The 20,259-nt window shown below is 64.5% G+C and carries 20 protein-coding genes; 9 read left to right on the top strand and 11 right to left on the bottom strand.

Annotated elements, in window-relative coordinates; all coding sequences use genetic code 11:
• From U1769_RS11315 to U1769_RS11305, 3 genes are all read right to left on the bottom strand, one after another.
• A partial coding sequence (locus U1769_RS11315; RefSeq protein ID WP_443030342.1) for an adenosylhomocysteinase occupies nt 1-840 on the bottom strand: 840 nt, incomplete at its 3' end.
• 147 nt (nt 841-987) lie between these two features.
• Complete coding sequence (locus U1769_RS11310; RefSeq protein ID WP_332715744.1) at nt 988-2,538, bottom strand: TolB family protein; 1,551 nt, start codon at nt 2,536-2,538, stop codon at nt 988-990.
• A 95-nt stretch (nt 2,539-2,633) separates the two neighbouring features.
• Nucleotides 2,634-3,194 (bottom strand): YqgE/AlgH family protein, encoded by a 561-nt coding sequence (locus tag U1769_RS11305; RefSeq protein WP_332715742.1) that lies wholly within the window; start codon nt 3,192-3,194, stop codon nt 2,634-2,636.
• 134 nt (nt 3,195-3,328) lie between these two features.
• Here U1769_RS11305 and U1769_RS11300 point away from each other — a divergent pair, with 134 nt between their 5' ends.
• The 4 genes from U1769_RS11300 (at nt 3,329) to U1769_RS11285 (ending at nt 6,090) form a co-directional block, all read left to right on the top strand.
• Nucleotides 3,329-3,814, top strand: coding sequence for a peroxiredoxin (locus U1769_RS11300; RefSeq protein WP_332715741.1), 486 nt, complete (start codon nt 3,329-3,331; stop codon nt 3,812-3,814).
• A gap of 104 nt (nt 3,815-3,918) precedes the next feature.
• Entirely contained in the window at nt 3,919-4,134 is a 216-nt protein-coding gene (locus U1769_RS11295) for a hypothetical protein (protein ID WP_332715739.1), read from the top strand.
• A gap of 87 nt (nt 4,135-4,221) precedes the next feature.
• Complete coding sequence (locus tag U1769_RS11290; protein ID WP_332715737.1) at nt 4,222-5,676, top strand: AMP nucleosidase; 1,455 nt, start codon at nt 4,222-4,224, stop codon at nt 5,674-5,676.
• Nucleotides 5,677-5,736: 60 nt separating this feature from the next.
• Complete coding sequence (locus tag U1769_RS11285) at nt 5,737-6,090, top strand: hypothetical protein (protein WP_332715735.1); 354 nt, start codon at nt 5,737-5,739, stop codon at nt 6,088-6,090.
• Nucleotides 6,091-6,157: 67 nt separating this feature from the next.
• On the opposite strand, the gene U1769_RS11280 is transcribed toward U1769_RS11285, so the two are convergent.
• The 3 genes from U1769_RS11280 to U1769_RS11270 are packed head-to-tail and all read right to left on the bottom strand — an operon-like array spanning nt 6,158 to nt 9,238.
• Nucleotides 6,158-7,993, bottom strand: coding sequence for a M2 family metallopeptidase (locus tag U1769_RS11280; RefSeq protein WP_332715733.1), 1,836 nt, complete (start codon nt 7,991-7,993; stop codon nt 6,158-6,160).
• A gap of 59 nt (nt 7,994-8,052) precedes the next feature.
• Nucleotides 8,053-8,814, bottom strand: a complete 762-nt coding sequence (locus tag U1769_RS11275; protein ID WP_332715731.1) for an alpha/beta fold hydrolase — start codon at nt 8,812-8,814, stop codon at nt 8,053-8,055.
• Nucleotides 8,795-9,238, bottom strand: coding sequence for a GFA family protein (locus U1769_RS11270; RefSeq protein ID WP_332715729.1), 444 nt, complete (start codon nt 9,236-9,238; stop codon nt 8,795-8,797). Before U1769_RS11270 ends, U1769_RS11275 begins: the two co-directional genes overlap by 20 nt.
• Nucleotides 9,239-9,321: 83 nt before the next feature.
• Between U1769_RS11270 and U1769_RS11265 the strand changes: the two genes are divergently transcribed.
• Genes U1769_RS11265 through U1769_RS11255 form a run of 3 tightly spaced genes read left to right on the top strand, consistent with a single transcriptional unit; the run spans nt 9,322 to nt 12,365 of the window.
• A complete protein-coding gene (locus U1769_RS11265; RefSeq protein WP_332715727.1) occupies nt 9,322-9,768 on the top strand; it encodes a MarR family winged helix-turn-helix transcriptional regulator in 447 nt (148 codons plus the stop codon).
• Nucleotides 9,761-10,837 carry an HlyD family secretion protein gene (locus U1769_RS11260; RefSeq protein ID WP_332715724.1) on the top strand — a complete coding sequence of 359 codons (1,077 nt, stop codon included), beginning with the start codon at nt 9,761-9,763 and terminating at the stop codon, nt 10,835-10,837. Before U1769_RS11265 ends, U1769_RS11260 begins: the two co-directional genes overlap by 8 nt.
• Nucleotides 10,830-12,365: a DHA2 family efflux MFS transporter permease subunit gene (locus U1769_RS11255; protein WP_332715722.1), complete on the top strand. Its 1,536-nt coding sequence runs from the start codon at nt 10,830-10,832 to the stop codon at nt 12,363-12,365. The genes U1769_RS11260 and U1769_RS11255 overlap by 8 nt, the downstream gene beginning before the upstream one ends.
• A 12-nt stretch (nt 12,366-12,377) precedes the next feature.
• On the opposite strand, the gene U1769_RS11250 is transcribed toward U1769_RS11255, so the two are convergent.
• The 4 genes from U1769_RS11250 to U1769_RS11235 form a co-directional block, all read right to left on the bottom strand.
• The gene (locus U1769_RS11250) at nt 12,378-12,812 is read right to left on the bottom strand and encodes a GFA family protein (protein ID WP_443030330.1); all 435 of its coding nucleotides are present in this window, start codon (nt 12,810-12,812) and stop codon (nt 12,378-12,380) included.
• 4 nt (nt 12,813-12,816) lie between these two features.
• The gene (locus U1769_RS11245; RefSeq protein WP_332715720.1) at nt 12,817-13,845 is read right to left on the bottom strand and encodes an aspartate-semialdehyde dehydrogenase; all 1,029 of its coding nucleotides are present in this window, start codon (nt 13,843-13,845) and stop codon (nt 12,817-12,819) included.
• Between the two features lie 466 nt (nt 13,846-14,311).
• Nucleotides 14,312-16,552, bottom strand: coding sequence for a S9 family peptidase (locus U1769_RS11240; protein ID WP_332715718.1), 2,241 nt, complete (start codon nt 16,550-16,552; stop codon nt 14,312-14,314).
• A gap of 160 nt (nt 16,553-16,712) precedes the next feature.
• Entirely contained in the window at nt 16,713-17,264 is a 552-nt protein-coding gene (locus U1769_RS11235; protein ID WP_332715715.1) for a DNA-3-methyladenine glycosylase I, read from the bottom strand.
• 98 nt (nt 17,265-17,362) lie between these two features.
• On the opposite strand from U1769_RS11235, the gene U1769_RS11230 reads away from it, so the two are divergent.
• Together U1769_RS11230 and U1769_RS11225 are read left to right on the top strand one after the other, a co-directional pair.
• A complete protein-coding gene (locus U1769_RS11230; protein ID WP_332715713.1) occupies nt 17,363-18,175 on the top strand; it encodes a hypothetical protein in 813 nt (270 codons plus the stop codon).
• Nucleotides 18,073-18,543, top strand: a complete 471-nt coding sequence (locus tag U1769_RS11225; RefSeq protein WP_332715710.1) for a GNAT family N-acetyltransferase — start codon at nt 18,073-18,075, stop codon at nt 18,541-18,543. Before U1769_RS11230 ends, U1769_RS11225 begins: the two co-directional genes overlap by 103 nt.
• 19 nt (nt 18,544-18,562) lie before the next feature.
• On the opposite strand, the gene U1769_RS11220 is transcribed toward U1769_RS11225, so the two are convergent.
• Nucleotides 18,563-19,939: a methyl-accepting chemotaxis protein gene (locus U1769_RS11220; protein ID WP_332715707.1), complete on the bottom strand. Its 1,377-nt coding sequence runs from the start codon at nt 19,937-19,939 to the stop codon at nt 18,563-18,565.
• Nucleotides 19,940-20,259 lie beyond the last annotated feature (320 nt).

Here is a 20,259-nt window from a genome sequence, read left to right as displayed (position 1 = left end):
CTCGGTCACCAGCACGCGGGCGCCGCCGTTGCGGAGCGACTGGGCGCTGCCCTTGCCGACATCGCCGAAGCCGGCGACGGTTGCGACCTTGCCGGCGAGCATCACGTCGGTGGCACGACGGATCGCGTCGACCAGCGATTCCTTGCAGCCATAGAGATTGTCGAACTTCGACTTGGTCACGCTGTCGTTGACGTTGATCGCCGGGAACGGCAGTTCGCCCTTCTTGGCGATCTCGTACAGGCGGTGAACGCCGGTGGTGGTCTCTTCCGAGACGCCCTTCAGGTTCTTGACCGTTTCGGTCAGGTAACCCGGATACTTCGCCACGAACGCCTTCAGCGCGCGCTGGAACTCGACTTCCTCTTCATTCTCCGGCTCGCCCAGCGTGTGGCCTGCCTCGAGCTTGGCGCCCCACAAAGCGAACATCGTCGCGTCGCCGCCATCGTCGAGGATGATGTTGGCCGTCTCGCCCGAACCGCCGGCACCCCAGTTGAAGATGTCGCCGACATAGTCCCAGTAATCGGCCAGGCTCTCGCCCTTCACCGCGAACACCGGCACGCCGGTCGCCGCGATCGCCGCCGCGGCATGGTCCTGGGTCGAGAAGATGTTGCACGTCGCCCAGCGCACATCGGCGCCCAGCGCGGTCAGCGTCTCGATCAGCACCGCGGTCTGGATCGTCATGTGCAGCGATCCCGTGATCCGCGCACCCTTCAGCGGCTGCGACGCGCCAAACTCCTCGCGCAGCGACATCAGACCAGGCATCTCCGTCTCGGCGATGTTGATCTCCTTGCGACCAAAATCGGCAAGCGTGATGTCGGCGACGACATAGTCGGTCGGTGCAATGGCTGAGGCGGTGGCCACGTAGATGTCTCCGGAATGTATGCGAATGGATGCGCGCCACATAGGGCGGGAGCGCCGCCAAATCAAATATAAAGATATCTTTATGTGTGGACGCCCGTGCAGTTTCCTTCCCGCCGCCCGGCGAGGACGTTACCGCACCAGGCGATAGCTCACGAAGGCGATCGACTTGCCGTCCGGCGACCAGGACGGGACGTTGATCGTCCCCTGGCCGCCGAACAGGCGGGTGAGCACGCGCGGCGGCGCGCTTCGATCCGTAGGCATGATCCGCAGCAGGACGTCCCGATTCGGCGGATGATCCCCGACTGCGACATCCAGCCCGAACGACACGAACGCGATCCACTTGCCATCGGGCGAGAGGTGCGGGAACCAGTCGCGATACGCGTCGTCGTGCGTGATCCGCTCCGGGTTCGTCCCGTCCGCCCCATTCGCCCGCCAGAGCTGCATCGCGCCCGACCGGGTCGAGTTGAAATAGAGATAGCGACCGTCGGGCGAATATTCCGGCCCGTCGTCCGTGCCGGGTCCCGTGATCAGCATCCGGTCCGGCCCACCCGCCAGCGGCCGGCTGCGGATGTCGTAGGTGCCGTTCTTCGTGTGAACATAGACATAGGCGATCGTCTTCCCGTCGGGCGACCAGCCATGCCAGTAGGACCGCGCATCGGCGTGGCTCACGACCTCGCGCGGCGCGCCCGACCCGCTCAGCGGCAGCACATGGATGCGCGACAGGTTGTCGGGTTCGATCTGGTCGGAGATGATCAGCTGCGTGCCGTCAGGTGACAGGCCGTGATCATTGTTGTTCTTGACGTGCCGCCCCGTGTCGATCGCCACTGGCTCGCCACCCGTCGCCGGAATGCGATAGATGCGGCCATTGCTGTTATAGACCAGCGAGCCGCCGTCGCGGGTCCAGTTCGGCGCCTCGATCTTGCCCGCGAAATGGCGCACCACGGTGCGGCTCTGCTCGCCCGTGACCTGCATCGTCTCCAGCGTGCTCTCGACCTTGGCCGGATATCCGGTGTCCGGCACGTGAGCGAGCACCGGAACCGTCAGCGCGACGTTAGAGAAGACCGCGGTCTCGCTAGCCTTGTTGTCGTGCGCCGAGACGGCGAGCCCGACATAGGCCTGGCCCAGCGCGATCCGGAAATTGCCGCCGGCGTGGTGCCACAGCCCATCGGCCCCGCGCAGCGAAAAGAAGACATAGTCACCTTCCCGTTCCAGCCTGATACCGCGCGGCGCCTTCACGTTAGAGACGATCTGCCGGGTCGGGCCATCCTGTTCGTCGCGATACTGCAACGCCGCCAAGCCATCGCCATGGATCATCACATCGGCGTAGCGGGATCCCGGCGTCAGGTTCTCGCGGATCATCACCCCTGCCTTGCGATGCGGATCCCCACCGGTTCCCACAAAGGCGATGTCGGCCGCGACATGCAGGTCGCCGGCCGGCCGCCGGGCCCACAGGAAATGGAAGGCGTCCTTGCCGCCCCAGATATTCGCGCCGCCCGCGGTAATGCGGTAGGTCGCGCTGGCCGCATCCCGGGCTACCGATCCGCGCTGGGCGGTGTCGCCGATATCGACGCTGCCCTCGAACTGGCCGGACGGCGCAGCAGCCTGTCCATGCAAGGCTGCGCTGCCAGGTAAACCTGCTGCGATGAACGCACTCAGCGCCACGATCCGCCTCGGCTTCATCCCATCTCTCCTCGTCTCCCGGATCGGCGTACCGCAGGCTTCCTATAGGATGGTAACGCTACCGCTGATCGAAAGCGAGGGCTGATCTGTGCAGTTCAGGCCGTGCCGGTACTGCTCGCCAGCAGCCGCGGATCGATCCCGGCCTCGGCGAAACCGCGCTCCCAGCGCGTGCCGGCGTCGGTGTCGTAGAGCAGCTCGATATCGCCCCGCACGTTGAACCAGCCATGCCGGGTCAGCTCCTCGTCGAGCTGCCCTTCACTCCAGCCGGCATAGCCCAGCGCGACCAGCCAGCGGTTCGGGCCGGATCCGTCGGCGATCGCCTTCAGCGCGTCGATCGTACCGGATAGGGCCCAGCGCCCGGCGACGTCGATCGTATCCTGGCCGCTCCAGTCGTTGGAATGAAGCACGAAGCCACGCCGCTGCTCGACGGGCCCGCCGCTGTGCACCGGCGCGTCGGGCGCCACCCCGGGATCGATCCCGAACTGGGCAAGCACCTCATGCAGTCCAAGCCCGCGAATCGCCTGGCCGATGCCGATGCCGATCGCGCCATTGGGATCATGCGCGCAGATCGCGATCACCGCGCGATCGAAGCGCGGATCGCCGATTCCGGGCATTGCCAGGAGGAGCTGCCCGGTGAGATTCGCTGCTTTGTCCATCGCCGCGCATCATAGCGCAGCCATCGGCGCTCGCCACGCTTGAAATCCTTCCTCACCTGCACGAGGTAGGCGTCGTCGCGGTTCCGCGGCAACCACAAGCCGCGTGCCAATGCGGCCACCAGGAGGATTCCATCATGACCATCAGCGTCGGCGATCGGCTGCCCAGCACCACTCTCGTCAAGGCAACCGCGAACGGCCCCGAACAGGTCAGCTCGGATGAATATTTCAAGGGCCGCAAGGTCGCACTGTTCTCGGTGCCCGGCGCCTTCACGCCGACCTGCTCCGCCAAGCATCTGCCCGGCTATATCGACAAGGCCGAAGATCTGAAGGCACAGGGTATCGACGAGATCGCCTGCACCGCGGTCAACGATCCCTTCGTGATGGGTGCCTGGAGCAAGGCGAACGATGCTGCCATGGTAACCATGCTCGCCGACGGCAATGCCAGTTTCGCCGAGGCCGTCGGCCTGACGATGGACGGCTCCAAGTTCGGCCTCGGCAAGCGCGGCCAGCGTTATTCGATGGTCGTCAATGACGGCGTCGTCGAACAGCTCAATGTCGAGGCCCCCGGCGAATTCAATGTCTCGTCCGCCGAGCACATGCTGAGCGAACTCAAGGGATAGGCGGTCCAAACTCGGCGGAGCGCGGATGGGAACCTGTCTGTCGCCCCGCCGGGAACTGGCGGTGGCTCTCCACGTTGGGACAGCGACCGATACAGGAGGCTAGCATGACCACCGAGACCACCACTGCCACGACGAACCCGACCGAGAAGACCTTCCTCGAGCGTGCTCAAGGCGCCATCGAATCCGCCGTCGAATCGACTGTCGAAGCGGTTAAAGAGCATCCGGCCGCCGCCGCGGCAATCGCCGCCGGCGCCACCGCCGCCGTTGCGGGTGCAGCGTACGGCATCAGCAAGCTTCTGGACGACGACACCAAGAGCTGATCGAAGCTGAAGCGGGGCGCGTTTTGCTGCGCGCCCCGCTCCTGCGGCCGTCTTGCCAGCGTCATGCGGGTGCTTTAGCCACGACGGATGACGACTGCCTCCGATATCGTAGCTCAGCTTGACATACTCTACCGTGCTTCGGTGGACAGGCTTCAGATGGCGTTGACTGCCTACCTCACCGATGGTTCCGTCCCCCCGCGTGATGCCCGGCACGATGGCAGCTTCGCTTACCCCGAAATACGCCTGCGCTATCGCGGTGGCGGAGACCGCCCCGCTCCGCTCCGGTCGTTCGGTCGTCTCGTCACACCGGGCGAATATCGCATCAGCGTCACCAAGCCCGCCATCTTCGCTGATTACCTGACCGAACAGCTGACCCTGCTGATCGAGGATTACGACGTCATCGTCGAAGCGGTGCCGGGTCGCCAGGAAATTCCCTTTCCCTATGTCCTCGATGCCGGCCACGCGATGAGCCTGGACGAAGTGTCGGCCGTGGAACTCGCGCGCCATTTCCCCGCCACCGAACTCGCCTATATCGGCGACGAGATTGCCGACGGCCTTTATACCGATGCTGACGGGACCCGGCCGCTCGCCTTGTTCGACGGGCTACGCACGGATTTCTCGCTTGCACGGCTGCGCCATTACACCGGCACGCCGCCGGAGCATGTCCAGCGCTATGTGCTGTTCACCAATTATCACCGCTATGTCGACGAGTTCGTCCGCTGGGCATGCCAGCAGCTAGGGCCCGACGAAAACGGCAAGCCCAGCCGCTTCACCGGCGTGTCGGGCGCTGGCGGCGTCATCATGCGCGCCGGCGACGATGTCGAGGCGATGCTGGCCGACAGCAGCGCCTGGCGCCGGCATCAGATGCCCGCCTATCATTTGATGGCCGACGACCGGACCGGCATCACCCTGGTCAATATCGGCGTCGGCCCCTCCAATGCGAAGACGATCACCGATCATCTCGCCGTGGTCCGGCCGGAAGCATGGATGATGATCGGCCATTGCGGCGGCCTGCGTCCCAGCCAGCGGATCGGCGATTACGTCCTCGCGCACGCCTATCTGCGCGACGATCATGTGCTGGACGACGTGTTGCCGCCCGAAATACCGGTGCCGGCGATCGCCGAAGTACAGCAGGCGCTGGCGCGCGCCGCCGAAACCATTTCGGGCCAGTCCGGCGAGGAACTGAAGCGTCGCCTGCGCACCGGCACGATCGTCACGACGGACGACCGCAACTGGGAATTGCGCTACGCGCGTTCGGCCCTGCGCTTCTCGCTGTCCCGCGCCGTCGGCATCGACATGGAATCGGCGACGATCGCCGCCCAGGGCTATCGCTTCCGCGTACCCTACGGGACCCTGCTCTGCGTGTCGGACAAGCCGCTCCACGGCGAGCTCAAGCTGCCCGGCCAGGCCAACCGCTTCTACGAGCGCGCGATCAGCGAGCATATGCGCATTGGCATCGAGGCGTGCGAGGAATTGCGGCGCGAGGGTGCGAAACTCCATTCGCGCAAATTGCGTGCCTTCAACGAGCCGCCATTCCGCTAGAGGGAAACCCTGCGCTTCTCGCGCGTTACGGCTGCTCAACATTTTTCCGAGGAGCACGTAATGGCCACCGCAGCAAAGACGCCCGCCGCTACCCGCAAGCCTGCCACGCGCAAGGCTTCGGCAAGCAAGACGACCGCCCGCAAGACGGCGGTGCGGTCCAAGGACGGCACCTTCGCCAAGAAGTCCAACGGCCATTGGGGCACGGCCGCGATCGTCGGCGGCGTCGCAGCGGTCGGCGCTGCCGCTACTGCAGCGCTGTTTGCCCTGCGCGGCAACGGCCCGATCGATTTCGACACGTTGCTGCATCGCGGCAGCGCACATCAGGCCGACGGAACGGACTCGTCAGCCTCGTTTGAAGCCGGCATCGCCGATGAAGGCACGATCCCGGATCGCGTGACTGCTTATAGCAGCTGATCTGTTCCCGTTCGCTGAGCCTGGCGGCACCGGAAAGCCGGAACCGCCAGGCTCAGCAATAAAGGGCTCACCAGCCGGACGGTTTTCCCTTGTTCTGCACGTCGAGCCACGCCTTTAGCGGTGCGAAATAGTCGACCATCGCCTGGCCCGACATCTCGCGTGAGCCGGTAAACGCCTCGAGTGCCTCGGGCCACGGCCTGGACTGACCCAGCTTCAGCATCGCATCCAGCTTCGCGCCAACTTCCTTGTTGCCGTAGAAAGAACAGCGATGCAGCGGCCCGGTCCAGCCGGCCTGTTTGCACGCCGCGTCATAGAACTGGAACTGCAGCACCCGCGCCAGGAAATAGCGGGTGTACGGCACGCCCGCCGGCACGTGATATTTTGCCCCCGGATCGAACTTGGTTTCGTCCCGCTCGACCGGCGGCGCCACCCCCTGATATTGCAGCCGCAGCGCGTTCCAGGCCGCCTCATAGCCGTTGGGCTTGATCGAGCCCGAGAAGACACCCCAGCGCCATTTGTCGATCAGCAGGCCGAAGGGCAGAAACGCGACCTTGTCCATCGCCTGCTTCAGCAACAGCCCGATATCCTTGTCGGCGCTCGGCACCTTCGCCTGATCCAGCAGGCCGATCTGCACGAGATAGTCCGGAGTGATCGAAAGCGCGACGAAATCGCCGATCGCCTCGTGGAATCCATCATTCGCGCCATTCAGGTACAGAAACGGCTGCTTGTTGTACGCCCGCTGGTAATAATTATGGCCAAGCTCGTGGTGGATCGTGACGAAATCGTCGCCGTTCACCTTGGTGCACATCTTGATTCGCAGATCGTCCTTGTTATCCAGATCCCAGGCGGAGGCATGACAGATCACCTCTCGGTCAGCTGGCTTCGTGATCTGGGAGCGAGTCCAGAACGTCTCGGGCAGCGGATCGAAGCCGAGCGAGGAATAGAAGCCCTCCCCGGTCTTCACCATCTTGACCGGATCATAACCCTTTTGCTTGAGTAGCTCGCCGGTATCGAACCCGAGATCGCCCGCGCCCTTCGGCGCGACGAGATCATAGATATTGCCCCATTCCTGCGCCCACATATTGCCAAGCAGGTCGGCGCGGATCGGCCCGGTCTTCGACTGGACGACATCGCCATATTTCTCGTTGAGCTTCCAGCGGACATAGGTGTGCAACGCCTGGTAAAGCGGCTCGACCTGCTTCCACAGCGTATCGGTCGTCCGGGCGAAAGCGGCCGGATCCATATCGTAGCCCGAACGCCACAAGGTCCCCACATCCTTGTACCCCAGGGTTACCGCGCCTTCGTTGGCGATCGATACCATGCGGCTATAATCGCCCCGCATCGGCGCGCCGACATTGTCATGCCAGCTGACCCACATCTCCTGCAGCTTGGCGGGGTCGCGCTCGGTGCCCATCGCGGCCTCGATATCGCTGCCGTTGATCGGCTTGCCGTCCAGCGTTCCCTTGCCGGCACCATAGGCCGAGGACATTCGCGTGGTGAGCGTCGCCAGCTCCACCGCGGCACCGGGCCGGGTCGGCGCCGGCAAGGTCAGGCTATTGCGCATGAGGTTCAGCTTGCGCGCCGTGTCTGGGGAAAGGCCGGGGATCGCCGCATATTTCGCTGCCTCGACCGCGTATTTCACTTGCAGCTCGGTCTGCTCGCTATTGAACCGCGCCTGCAAGGCGTCGGTATCCTGGTTGATATAGGTCGCATTGACCCAGGCGGCCTGGCTTGCCGGGATCGAGAAGTCGCCAAGCGCCTTTTCGGCCTCGGCGACGAACGCATCGGCAGCGGCGGCGGTAAGCGCAACGGACGGGGTAGCGGCAGGTTTTTTCTGGGCGATGGCGGGTGCCGCGGCGAGCGATAGCGCCAGCGCGAGCGTGGAAATTCCAGTGCGGATCATGTCTGAGGTCCTCGATTCAATCGGGTAATGCGGCAGGGTGTGCCCGCTGCGCGCGCTGGTCAAGCGGCGAGGAAGTCCGCGATTTCCTGGCCGAGTTCGGGCTTGAGCACAGCGCTCATATGCCCCCCTGGAACGGTCCGCAGGATCGCGTCCGGCAGGGCGGCTGCCAAAGCTTCCGCCGAGCCGTTGTCACGATCCTCGACACCCGACAGCACCAGCACCGGCTGGCGGATCGCCGCGATCTGCGCCTCGGTCGTATCGACGAAGGTGTCGAGGATATGGAGCAAGGCGATGGGATCGCCCTTGACCGTCTTCAGGAAAGCCTCGGCCAGCCATTCCGGGCTGCCGCGTTCGTGCTGCCCGAGATTGGTCAGGATATGACGGAAATGATCGCCCCGCCGTGCGGTGCCGGTCAGCCCGTCCAGGCCCATGCCCGATACGATCACACGGCGCGGCGCCGCGCCCGTGACCAGCATACGCACCGTGGTCCGCGCGCCGAGCGAATAGCCGCCCAGGTCATAGCCCGTCAGCCCGAGATGCGCGATCAGCGCCAGCCCGTCCCGCGCGAGAGCATCGGGCGGGTAACTGGCCGCGTCATGCGGCCGTGCGCTCGATCCGTGCGCGCGAAGGTCCGGCATGATGACGCGAAAGCCCCGCGCGGCGATCTTCTCCGCATGGCCGTAACGGATCCAGTTGGTGAAGGCGTCCGAGAAGAAGCCATGGATCAGTATGACCGGCCGGCCCTCCCCCATCTCCCGCCAGGCGATCTTCTGGCCGTCGAAGCTTTCGAAAAATTGCGGTTCAATCGGGGAGCTTGCCAATGGCGTCCATCCAGCGTTGTACGAGGGGAAGGTTCTCATCGGTTCGTTTGGCCGGCAGCCCGGTCGTGTCAAGCCAGGCCGTGTGCCAGCTCTCCATGCCCGAATGTTCTGTCGGCCAAAAACCGCACGGATCGTCGAAGCTGCCGACCGTCAGGTCCATGTGATCGCTGTCGTGCGCCTCATAGGTCAGCGGCGTACCGCACACCGCGCAAAATCCGCGCACGGCGATGGGTGAGGAGGCATGGCGATCCGGTTCGCGCTCCCACGTCACGTCGGCTTTCGCCATGCTCTTGAACGCGATCGACACCCCGCCGGTCGCGCGCTGGCACATCCGGCAATGGCAGAGATAGGCGTCGCGCTCATCGATCGCCGCGCGATATCGGACGCGCCCGCACTGGCATCCGCCACCAAGCTCCTCGCGCATCAGTCGCCTCCTTAATGCTGCACCGCAAAATAATCTTCGAGCGGGACTATGTTTATATAAGCATGCTCATTATATGCGCGCCTATGAGCGACTCTCTCGGTTTCCTGATTAGCGATGTCTCGCGGCTGATGCGACGCCGCTTCGACGAGCGCGCACGCCTGATCGGCGTGACCCGAACCCAGTGGCGCACCCTCACAACGCTGAGCCGCAACGAAGGCATCAACCAGGGCGGCCTTGCCGATCTGCTCGAAGTCGAGCCGATCACGCTCTGCCGCATGATCGACCGTCTCGAGGAAGCCGGGCTGGTCGAGCGCCGGCGCGATCCCGCGGATCGCCGTGCCTGGCAGATTTTTCTTACCCCCAAGGCGCTGCCCCTGCTCGGCCAGCTTCGCGGTCTTGCCGATGGGATGATCGAAAGCGCGCTGTCCGGGCTGGACGATGCGCGGCGTACGCAATTGACGCAGTCGCTCGCTACCATCCGGGCAAATCTCACCAGCAATTTTGAAAGCGACGAGGCCAAACATGGCTGATGCAGATCCCAAGATCGAGCGCTCCACGGTGGACCTGGCAACCGTCGATGCGCCGCCGCCGGCGAAGCGGCGCTGGCTGCGTCCGGTGCTGATGCTGAGCGTGCCCCTGTTACTGGTCGCGCTGGGCGGGTATTTCTGGCTTACGTCGGGTCGTTACGTCACGACGGACAATGCCTATGTCCAGCAGGACATGGTGTCGGTCAGCCCGGATGTCAGCGGCCGCATCGTCGCCGTGAACGTCCGCGAGAACCAGCGGGTCAAGGCCGGCGACGTGCTGTTCCGCATCGATCCGGAGCCCTTCCGCATCGCCCTCGCCCAGGCCGACGCGGCACTCTCCGCGGCGCGCGTCGAGGTGAATACCCTGGCGACAGACACCGGCGGCGCCAATGCCGATATCCAGAGCGCCAATGCCGATATCCTGCTCGCCCAGGCAACCTATAACCGGCAGGCCGCGCTGATGAAGCAGGGCTTCACCACGCGCGCCAGCTTCGATGCTGCCGCGCAGCAGGTGTCCGCCGCAAAAGCGCGGCTCGCCACGGCTCAGGCCAGCGCTGCCAAGGCCCGCACCCAGATCGGCAGCGGCGGCGGCGCCTCGGGCCTTCCCGCGGCGATCCAGGCAGCGATGGCGCAGCGCGCCAAGGCGGCGCTCGATCTCGCCCGCACCACGGTCTATGCGCCGGAGGACGGCGTGATCAGCCAGACCGGTCGCCTGCAGATCGGCACGATCATGCCGAGCGGCGTGCCCGTGTTGAGCCTGGTTGCGAACCATGCCCCCTGGGTCGAGGCCAATTTCAAGGAAACCGACCTCAACCACATGGCGGTCGGCCAGTGTGCCGAGGTGAAGCTGGATGCCTATCCCGGCCTCAAGGTGAAAGGGCATGTCGCCAGCATCGGCGCTGGCACCGGGTCCGAATTCTCGGTCCTGCCGGCGCAGAATGCCAGCGGCAACTGGGTGAAGGTTACGCAGCGCGTGCCGGTCCGCATCGCGATCGACGGCAAGCCGGCCCGGCCGCTGATCGCCGGCCTGAGCACGGACATCTCGATCGATACGAAGAACCGCTGTGCCTGATCCGGTCCCCGGCCAGGCAGCTTTGCCGGTCAAGAATCGTGGACTGCTGACCGTCGGCATCATGGGTGCGATGATCATGCAGATCCTCGACACGACCATCGCCAACGTGGCGCTGCCGCACATGGCGACCAGCCTGGGCGCGACGCTCGATACCGTCACCTGGGTGCTGACCAGCTATATCGTCGCGTCGGCGATCGCCATCCCGGCGACCGGCTGGCTCGCCGAGCGCTTCGGTTCGCGCAACCTGTTCCTGTTCGCGGTCGGCGGCTTCATCATCGCCTCGATGCTGTGCGGCACTGCCGTCAGCCTGGAGGAAATGGTGGTGTTCCGCATCTTCCAGGGTGTTGCGGCGGCCTTTATCGGCCCGCTGTCGCAGACCGCGATGCTCGACATCAACCGGCCGGAAGACGCCGCCAAGGCCATGTCGGTATGGGGCATGGGCGTGATGGTCGGCCCGATCATGGGGCCGGTGATCGGCGGCTGGCTGACCCAGAGCTATAACTGGCGCTGGGTGTTCTACGTCAACGTGCCCGTCGGCGCGCTTACCTTTGCCATCCTGTGGTTCCTGCTGCCCTCCCGCCCGCGACGGACACGCACGTTCGACATCACCGGCTTCGCCCTGATTTCGATCGCGGTGGCCAGCTTCCAGCTGATGCTCGATCGCGGCCAGCAGGAAGACTGGTTCTCCAGCTGGGAGATCATGATCGAGGCGATGGTCGCCGCTGGCGCCCTGTGGATGGGCGTGGTCCATCTTGCCACGGCCAAAAAACCATTGTTCGATCGCGCGCTGTTCATGAACCGCAATCTGGTGATGGGCATGATCTTCATGATCGTGATCGGCATATCGACCATGGCGCCGATGGCGCTGCTGCCGCCGATGCTGCAGCAATTGTTCGGCTATCCCGTCATCGATACCGGGCTGATGATGGCGCCGCGCGGCGTCGGCGTGCTCATCACCATGTGGTTCGCCGGCCAGATGATGGGCAAGATCGACACCCGCATCCTGATAACCGTCGGGCTGATCCTGTTCTCCTTCTCGCTCCGGCAGATGGCGAACTGGTCTCTGGAAATGGATTTCTGGCCGGTGATCATCAGCGGCTTCCTGCAGGGGCTGGGCATGGGCCTGGTGTTCATGCCGCTGAACTCGCTCGCCTTCGCCACGCTTAGCCATCACTATCGTACTGACGGCGCCAGCCTGTTGAACCTGATGCGCAGCATCGGCCAGTCGGCCGGCATCTCGATGGTGACGGTGCTGCTGGCCCGCAACATCCAGACGAGCCATTCGGACCTCGCCAGCCATGTCACGTCGCAGACCATCCCGGCGCTGGATCTCGGTTCGCTCGATCGGTTCGGCGGGCTGTCGGACAGCGTGTTCGGTTATGCCGACGCGATGATCAACCAACAGGCCGCGATGATCGCCTATATCGACGATTTCTACCTGATGGCGTGGATCTCGATCGGTGTGCTGCCGCTGGTGCTGCTGCTGCGGAAGCCGAAGGGCAAGGTCGAGGCGGTGCTGGCGGAGTAGCGCAGCGCGAATTCAACGCATCAGGATCGCGGCAAATTCCGCCGGTGGCGCGCTTTCCTCGAACGCCGGGATCGCATCGTCCAGCGCGACCCAAGGCTGTTTGCGTTTCACCCAGATATGCGCCCGCGGCTCGATGTCGTCGCTCGCATCGAGCGTGCCCGCGCGCACCACGGCAATGCCGGGCCGCGCGCTGTTCGTGTTCCACAGCCGCGTGTGGCAGCTCCCGCACAGACGCTGAAACGATTGCGATCCGCTCGGGCTGGTGAAGCGATAGTCGACGATCGGCCCCGTCGCTTCGATCGCATCCTCGCGCACCACGGCCTGTTCGGTAAAGGCGCTGCCGGACCAGGTCTGGCAATCGCGGCAGTGGCAGCAATAAACCGGGGGCAGCTGCGCCACGGCCAGCGTGTAGCGACACGCGCCACAGCGGCAGCCGCCCTCGATCATCGGCTCACGCCGCCTTTTGCAGGTGCCGCCGGCCGAGCAGCTCGGCGATCTGCACTGCGTTCAGCGCCGCGCCTTTGCGCAGGTTGTCGGACACGCACCACAAGGCCAGGCCGTTCTCGACCGTCGGGTCCTCGCGTACGCGGCTGATGAAGGTCGCATATTCGCCGACGCATTCGATCGGGGTGACGTATCCGCCGTCCTCACGCTTGTCGACCAGCATCACGCCCGGCGCTTCGCGCAGGATCTTCTGCGCCTGCTCGGCCGAAATCTCGTCCTCGAACTCGATGTTGATCGCCTCGCTATGGCCGACGAATACGGGAACGCGGACGCAGGTGGCATGGACCTTGATCTTCGGATCGAGGATCTTCTTGGTCTCGACCACCATCTTCCACTCTTCCTTGGTCGATCCGTCGTCCAGGAAGCTGTCGATGTGGGGGATCACGTTGAACGCGATCTGCTTGGTGAACTTCTTGGGTTCGGCGGAGTCGCCGACGAAGATGTTGCGGCTCTGCTCGAACAGCTCGTCCATGCCCGCCTTGCCCGCGCCCGAGACGGACTGATAGGTCGCGACCACGACGCGCTTGATCCGCGCCACATCGTGCAGCGGCTTGAGCGCGACGACCATCTGCGCGGTCGAGCAGTTCGGGTTCGCGATGATGTTCTTGCGGGTATAGCCACTGATCGCCTCGGGGTTCACCTCGGGCACGATCAGCGGCACGTCCGGATCCATCCGGTACAGCGACGAATTGTCGATCACCGTGCAGCCGGCCGCGGCGAAGCGCGGCGCATGGATCTTGGTCGCCTCGGATCCGATCGCGAACAGCGCCATGTCCCAGCCGGTCGGATCGAAATGCTCGATGTTCTGGACCTTGAACTGCTTTCCGGTCTCGCCGTAATCGACCATGTCGCCCGTCGATCGGGACGATGCGACGACGGCGATCTCGTCCGCCGGAAACTCGCGCTCCGCCAGGATGTTGAGCATCTCGCGCCCGACATTCCCGGTCGCGCCTGCAACTACGATCCGATAACCCATATTCAAACTCCAGTCCGAAGACGAAGCGGTCGCATACGCGCCCCGGGCATTTTGTCCAGTACAGGAAATCTATCAGCCCAGCGGAGCCGGGCCCTTTCCATCAGCCCATCGCAAAATGCCGCTTCCGGATATTGGGGACGAGCAGCATCTGCCCCGGCAAGGTCACCGATCGGCGATTTCCGGCTTGCACCAATGTTGTATACAAAAAATCCGAATGGTGAATCTCGAGATTCAATAGTTTTCGATATCGGATGTTATGTCGGAAGCGTTACGAATTCGTCACGGAAATGGTTCGGACTCTGCTTGCAATAAAATCCCAATAGTCAATTAATGCAGATGGCCGGATAGACTTGATGACGGCGGTCGCGGGAGCGCCAGCCCTCCGCGCCATCGGCGAATAATCGCCGTCATCCTCGTTGGCCGGGGCGGCGATTTTCCCTTGGTCCCGCCCCGGCCAACGCAGTTCCTATTTCCCCAGCTTCTGGTCCAGGAAAGCGAAGATCGTCGTCCACACATGCACCTCCTTGCCCGCGCTGTGCGTCTTGCCCGGGTAGAACATCATTTCGAACGGCACATTCTCCGCCTGCATCTTCGCCGCGAACGCCGTCGAATTGTCGAGCACGACATTGTCGTCCGCCATGCCGTGGATCAGCAGCAGCGGATCGCGGATCTTCGCCGCGTCATCGATCGCGTCAGACGTGGCATAGGCCTTCGCGTCCCGCTTCGGATCGCCCATGTAACGCTCGGTATAATGGGTGTCGTACAATTCCCATTTGGTCACCGGCGCGCCCGCGATGCCGGCGGCATAGACGCCCGGATTCGCTTCGAGCATCTTCAGCGTCATGTATCCGCCATAGGACCAGCCATAGATCGCGACCTTGGCCGGATCGACGAACGGCTGGGCCTTGATCCACGTCGCGGCAGACAGTTGATCCTCCACCTCGACGCTGCCCATTGCGCGATAGATATGGTCCTCGAACGCCTTGCCGCGATGAGTCGAACCGCGATTGTCGATCCTGAAATAGACATAGCCGCGCGACACGACATATTGCGCCAGCGGGCTCTGCCACCCCCTTGTGACCTGCTGGCTGCCCGGGCCGCCATAATGCTCGAAGAACACCGGGTATTTCTTGCCCGGCTCGAGCGGCGGCGTGATCATCTCGTAATAGAGCGTCGTCCCGTCCGCGGCCTTGAAACTGCCGAGCGTCTTGGCCTGATGGGTGCCGAGATACGGGTAATAGGGATGCCCCGCCACCACCGCATTCTCATTGACCCAGGACAGGCGCTTGCCGTTCAGGTCAGCGAGATAGGTCTGCGGCGGCTGGGTCGGGTTGGAGCGAGTCACGATGATCCGGCTCGCCGCCCGGTCCATCGTCGCGCTGTTCCACCAGCCGGGCTCGGTCAGCCGGGTGACCACGGTCGGGCGTGCAAGGTCGACCGCGTAGAGATGCTGTTCTAGCGCGCCGTCCTTGTTGCCGGTGAAGAAGATCCGCCCCCTCGCCTCGTCCACCCCGTCCAGATCCTGGACGGTCCATTCTCCCTTGGTCAGCTGAGTCCATTTGCCCTGGGCCAGGCGATAGAGGTGCCCATAGCCGTCGCGCTCCGACCACCAGATCAGGCTGCCGTCGCGCAACAGGCGATAGCTGTCCGACAGGTTGGTCCAGCTGCGCTCGCCCGACTTTTCGGTGAACAGGATCCTGCTCTTGCCGGTCGCCGGATTCACCTCGAGCATGTCGAGCGTCTTCTGATCACGGCTCTGGCGCTGCACCAGCAGGGTCCGGCCGTCGGGCGTCCAGTCGACACGCGCGAGATAGATGTCCGGGTTGCTGCCCAGATCGACCTTCACTTGCCCGCTGCCGTCGGGGTTCGTCACATACAGTTCGACCAGCACATTGGGCGTGCCGGCGGCGGGATAGCGCTGCTCATAGACCTTGGTGCCGTCCGCGCCGATCGCGGCGCGCGTGACGATGCCGACCGGCGCTTCGTCGAAGCGCTGGACGGCGATGCGCGTCTCGTCGGGCGACCACCAATATCCGGTGCGCCGGTCCATTTCCTCCTGCGCGACGAATTCGGCTTCGCCCCAATGGACCGTACCAGCGCCGGTGCTCGTCACGGCACGCGCGGGGCCGCCGGCCAGCGGCTGCACGAACAGATTCTGGTCGCGCACGAAGCTGACGAAGCCGCCTCGCGGGCTCACCGCGGGATTCAGTTCGCCGCCGGGCGTATTGGTCAGGCGCGTGACCTTGCCGTCCAGCGTCGCAAGATAGAGATCCCCGTCGAGCGGCACGAGGATCGATTTGCTGTCGGGCGACCAGGCATAGCCGACGATCCCGGTCTTGCCGGTGATCGAGCGATCGCGCTCGCGCTGCATCTTTTCGGCCTCGGAAAGCTCGGCGCCAGTGCCGACCTTCTTCGAATCGACCAGCATCCGCGCCTTGCCGGTGCGCGTATCGAGCGCCCACAGGTCGAACCGCTGCTTCTCGTCGTCGCGATTGCGCAGCGACGTGAGCAGCGTGCCGTCGGGCGACAGCTTCAGCGATTGCGGCTGCGGTCCGGCCAGGTCCGGGCTGGCGAACACGCGCTGCAGCGTCAGCGGTTTCGACGCGGCGTTCGTCGTCGCCTGGGGCGGCGCGCCCGGCTCAGTCGCCATGGCAGGGGTCGCCAGTGCGGCGAGCATGACGCCCGCCAGCAGCCAGGATTTCGGCATCGTTCATCTCCAGTCCCGATATTCTCAAGCCCGCGAACGCAGGCGCATGTCCCGCTTATTGCGGCGCGCAGGCATGGCGTAAAGGGTAGCGCGCCGCCGCGACTTGCCTGCGTAAGACCGGCCAGGACCCCAACGAACGCGCGATCGCCCGGGAGAGGGATCAGCCGGTCCGCCGGAAACATCCCACCGCATGATCGTCCACGATCCCTGTCGCCTGCATCCAGGCATAGACGATCACTGGCCCGACGAACTTGAACCCGCGCTTCTTCAGCGCGACCGATATCTGTTCCGACAGCGCCGTCCGGGCCGGCAGGTGCACCCCGTCGCCGATGATCGGCGCGCCGCCCGCCATTCCCCAGGCGAATGCCGAGAAGTCCTCGCCGGCATCGCGCATCGCGAGAAAGGCGCGCGCATTGCCGATCGTCGCGGTGATCTTGCTGCGCGAGCGGACGATCCGCGCGTCCGCCAGCAGCCGCTGGATATCCGCCTCGTCGAACCGCGCGACGATTTCGGGATCGAAGCCCGCGAACGCCTCCCGGAACGCATCGCGCTTGCGCAGGATGGTGATCCAGGCGAGCCCGGCCTGGAACCCGTCGAGCATCAGTTTCTCCCACAGCGCCCGGCTGTCACGCTCGGGCACGCCCCATTCCGCATCGTGATAGGCGCGCATCAGCGGGTCGGGTTCGGCCCAGGCGCAGCGGTGAATCGTCATGATGATTCCCTGACAATGATCGGCTGGTTGTCACCGACGACGATGCGCTTGTCAGCCCTATTGCCCGATGTGAGAGTCTCGTGCGACCTTGTCGCCCGATGACGAACCTGACTGTACCGGCCAGCGCGCTCTGGTTCGATCTGAAGCCCATCGGCACGGCCGATCTGATCGCCATCCTCGCTGCGTTGATCGCGTTCGCCGCCTTCGCCACCGCCCTCCTGTTCAGCCGCAGCGCACGCAAGGACGCTCTCAGGGTCGAGAAGTCCGGCGCCTATCTCAGTCTCGAAGTCGCCTCGAGCGACGTGTTCAAATATGAAGCCGAGCATTCCGAGAAACTCGCCCCCTACCGCCTGCTCCGGGTGTCGGCCACCGCGCGGAAAAAGGCGATCGCCGATGTCGCGAACGCCGTCTTCGCCTATAATCTCTATTTCCAGACGCTGAACCTGTTCGAGGTGTGCGCTCGCTTCCGCCGCCAGGATGTGATCGAGCATGAGGTGTTCGCCAGCTGGGTCACCTGGTTCTACGATACGCTCGACGACTGGTATTTCCGCGATCAGTGGCCCGATCTCAGGGGAAATTATACGGACGACGTCCGTGATATCTTCGATCTCGGCATCGCGCTATTCGAGGAATTCGGCGACTCCGCCGATGCAGCGATTGACCGGCAGCGCCGGCATCGTTTCTTCGAATGGGTCGCGGCGCAGATGCAATGCACGGAGATCAGGGATTGGCAGGGCAAGATCGAGACAACGGCAGTAGCGCCTCCGGCGATACCGGGGCCTCTGGCGGCACGCCTGATCCGGCTTGGGTGGAAGGCGCGGCCGATCGCGCTGCGGCAGCCCATTTCTTCGCCCGCACCATCGGTGCCGACGCGCGCTACATCAGCCACGGCGAAATCCAGAGCGGACTGAGCACTGACGGCAAATCCTGGGTCCCGAACCTCGACGCGCTGTTCGTCGAGGATCTGGCCGATCCCGGCCCCGATCGCGGCGTTTTGCTGCTGCGCGACGGCGCCGGCGCGATCGTCGCAGCTGCCATCCTGCTGTGGACCGTCACTGACCGGGTGCGCTTCGCCATTATCGAGGATCTGTCAGTTGATCCCGCGGCACGCTCGCAGGGCATCGGCGCGCGCATGGTCGCGGCAATCGAGGCTGAAGCCGCGCGGCGCGAGATGCGCTGGATTTTCCTCGAAAGCGGCGTCGCCAATCTCGGGGCGCATGGCTTCTTCGAACGCCACGGCTTCGGCCTGACGTCCCACACGTTCGCCAAGCAGCTCTGACGCCCCGGAGAGCGGGCGATCAGACCGCGATCCGCTCCACGAAACTGGCGGTCTCTGCCTCGAGCCCGCTCAGCCGCTGATCGACCAGGCGGAAACCCTTTTCGACCTCCCCGATTTCCGAAGCCACATGCTGGGTGCCGGAGCGGATCGCCGCGACATTTTCCGCCATGGATCGTGCCGCCAGCGCCGTTTCGTCGACGGCGCTGGTGATTGCCGTAACCGTCTGGGTCTGACGACCCATCGCGTCCTGGATCCGGCCGGCATGCGCCTGCACTTCGTCGATCGTGCGGTGGATCGATCCGTTGGCGTCGACCACTTCCTCGGTCGACGCCTGGATCGCCGCGATCTTCAGCGCAATGTCGTCGGTCGCCCGCGCACTCTGGTTGGCCAGGGTCTTCACTTCCTGCGCCACCACGGCGAAGCCGCGCCCGGCGTCGCCGGCCCGCGCCGCCTCGATCGTGGCGTTGAGTGCCAGCAGGTTCGTCTGCCCGGCAATGTCGCGGATCAGCCCGAGGATGGATTCGATCGCCTTGGCGTGCGCCGACAACAGATGCGAGGCATCGACAGCGCGCATCGACTGGGTGGCGGCCCGTGCGGCAACCTCGGTCGCCGCCTGGACCTCCTTCTCGGTGACGCCGATCGTATCGATCAGGATCGCGGCAGTGCGCGCGGCATCGTTCATCGCCTCGGCGGATTGCTCGGCCGCGGCAGCGACGTCGGCGGTACGGCCGAGCATGCCCCGCGCAGAGGCAGCGGTTGCGGTCGCCCGCTTGTGCAGGTCATGCGCATCGGCGACGGTCGCGGTCAGCAAGTCGCGCGACATCGCGTGAAACTTTTCGCCGATCGTGGTGCGCAGGGCAGCTGCTCCGGCACGCTCGACCGCCGCGACTTCGGCGACCGACACTTCGGTCTCGATGATGCCGAACTTGCCGATCGCGCTCGCCACTCGCTCGCCCCGTGCCGGATCCTCGGCGAACAGCGTGCGCGCCAGGCTGGCCAGATCGCGATACAGATCGGCGAGCTGGATCATCGCCTGGGTCAGGCCGATGCCCAGCACCTGCACCCGGTGCGCCCGCTCCGCCGAAAACCGCACCCAGGCGCCGTCGATCGGGCCGGTAAGCAGGCGATCGTAGCGATTGACCGCACGATCCGTAATGCCGTCGGGGGTTATCTGCGGATTGTCCCGCCAGACTTCGGGGCGGATCTTGGCGCAGACCTTCTCGTGCCAATAGGCCCGGATGATCTGCTCCGCCTGGGGCTTGCCCAGGGTCCAGAAGCTGCGCAGATCGGATCCGAAATCGGGGTCCGAATTATACAGCGCCGCCCGCGTGCCGATCTCCTCATCGGAGAGACACAATTTCCCCTGCTCAGCTCGTGACTGCACTTCAGTTCGCATCCATTTTCTCCCGCCGTAATTCTGGCGGAAGTTGCTGACTATTCGGTTAATGATGGATCGGGTCTGGGTCGTAGAGTCATGAACCGACCATTCGCGTCTGGGCTGACCCTTAGAAGAGAACGGCCATTTGGCCGAGCTTCATCGTATCTTGCTAAGGCCGCCGGTTCGGAAGGCTTTTCGCCGGTCGTAATCGGCAATCTCGCGAACGTCTGGTGTGTCTCAGCTGTTTGCGGGGGCGACCTCATGCTTGCGGATATTGTTGAGACGGTGCGACCCATGAACCGCAGCTAACCAGCCATTGTTCCGACAAGCGTCGGGCC

Origin of the sequence: Parasphingomonas zepuensis (genome assembly GCF_036663735.1) — a bacterium.
Taxonomy (GTDB): Bacteria; Pseudomonadota; Alphaproteobacteria; order Sphingomonadales; family Sphingomonadaceae; genus Sphingomonas.
This window is presented reverse-complemented; position numbering and strand designations above follow the sequence as displayed.

Excerpts from the sequence above, each read along its gene's own strand:
- U1769_RS11305 (WP_332715742.1), bottom strand. The coding sequence starts at position 3,194 with ATGGACAAAGCAGCGAATCTCACCGGGCAGCTCCTCCTGGCAATGCCC.
- U1769_RS11250 (WP_443030330.1), bottom strand. The coding sequence starts at position 12,812 with ATGATCGAGGGCGGCTGCCGCTGTGGCGCGTGTCGCTACACGCTGGCC.
- U1769_RS11220 (WP_332715707.1), bottom strand. The coding sequence starts at position 19,939 with ATGCGAACTGAAGTGCAGTCACGAGCTGAGCAGGGGAAATTGTGTCTC.
- U1769_RS11300 (WP_332715741.1), top strand. The coding sequence starts at position 3,329 with ATGACCATCAGCGTCGGCGATCGGCTGCCCAGCACCACTCTCGTCAAG.
- U1769_RS11270 (WP_332715729.1), bottom strand. The coding sequence starts at position 9,238 with ATGCGCGAGGAGCTTGGTGGCGGATGCCAGTGCGGGCGCGTCCGATAT.
- U1769_RS11245 (WP_332715720.1), bottom strand. The coding sequence starts at position 13,845 with ATGGGTTATCGGATCGTAGTTGCAGGCGCGACCGGGAATGTCGGGCGC.
- U1769_RS11235 (WP_332715715.1), bottom strand. The coding sequence starts at position 17,264 with ATGACGATTCACCGCTGCGCCTGGGCCGAACCCGACCCGCTGATGCGC.
- U1769_RS11230 (WP_332715713.1), top strand. The coding sequence starts at position 17,363 with ATGACGAACCTGACTGTACCGGCCAGCGCGCTCTGGTTCGATCTGAAG.
- U1769_RS11290 (WP_332715737.1), top strand. The coding sequence starts at position 4,222 with ATGACGACTGCCTCCGATATCGTAGCTCAGCTTGACATACTCTACCGT.
- U1769_RS11240 (WP_332715718.1), bottom strand. The coding sequence starts at position 16,552 with ATGCCGAAATCCTGGCTGCTGGCGGGCGTCATGCTCGCCGCACTGGCG.
- U1769_RS11310 (WP_332715744.1), bottom strand. The coding sequence starts at position 2,538 with ATGAAGCCGAGGCGGATCGTGGCGCTGAGTGCGTTCATCGCAGCAGGT.
- U1769_RS11295 (WP_332715739.1), top strand. The coding sequence starts at position 3,919 with ATGACCACCGAGACCACCACTGCCACGACGAACCCGACCGAGAAGACC.
- U1769_RS11265 (WP_332715727.1), top strand. The coding sequence starts at position 9,322 with ATGAGCGACTCTCTCGGTTTCCTGATTAGCGATGTCTCGCGGCTGATG.
- U1769_RS11260 (WP_332715724.1), top strand. The coding sequence starts at position 9,761 with ATGGCTGATGCAGATCCCAAGATCGAGCGCTCCACGGTGGACCTGGCA.
- U1769_RS11285 (WP_332715735.1), top strand. The coding sequence starts at position 5,737 with ATGGCCACCGCAGCAAAGACGCCCGCCGCTACCCGCAAGCCTGCCACG.
- U1769_RS11280 (WP_332715733.1), bottom strand. The coding sequence starts at position 7,993 with ATGATCCGCACTGGAATTTCCACGCTCGCGCTGGCGCTATCGCTCGCC.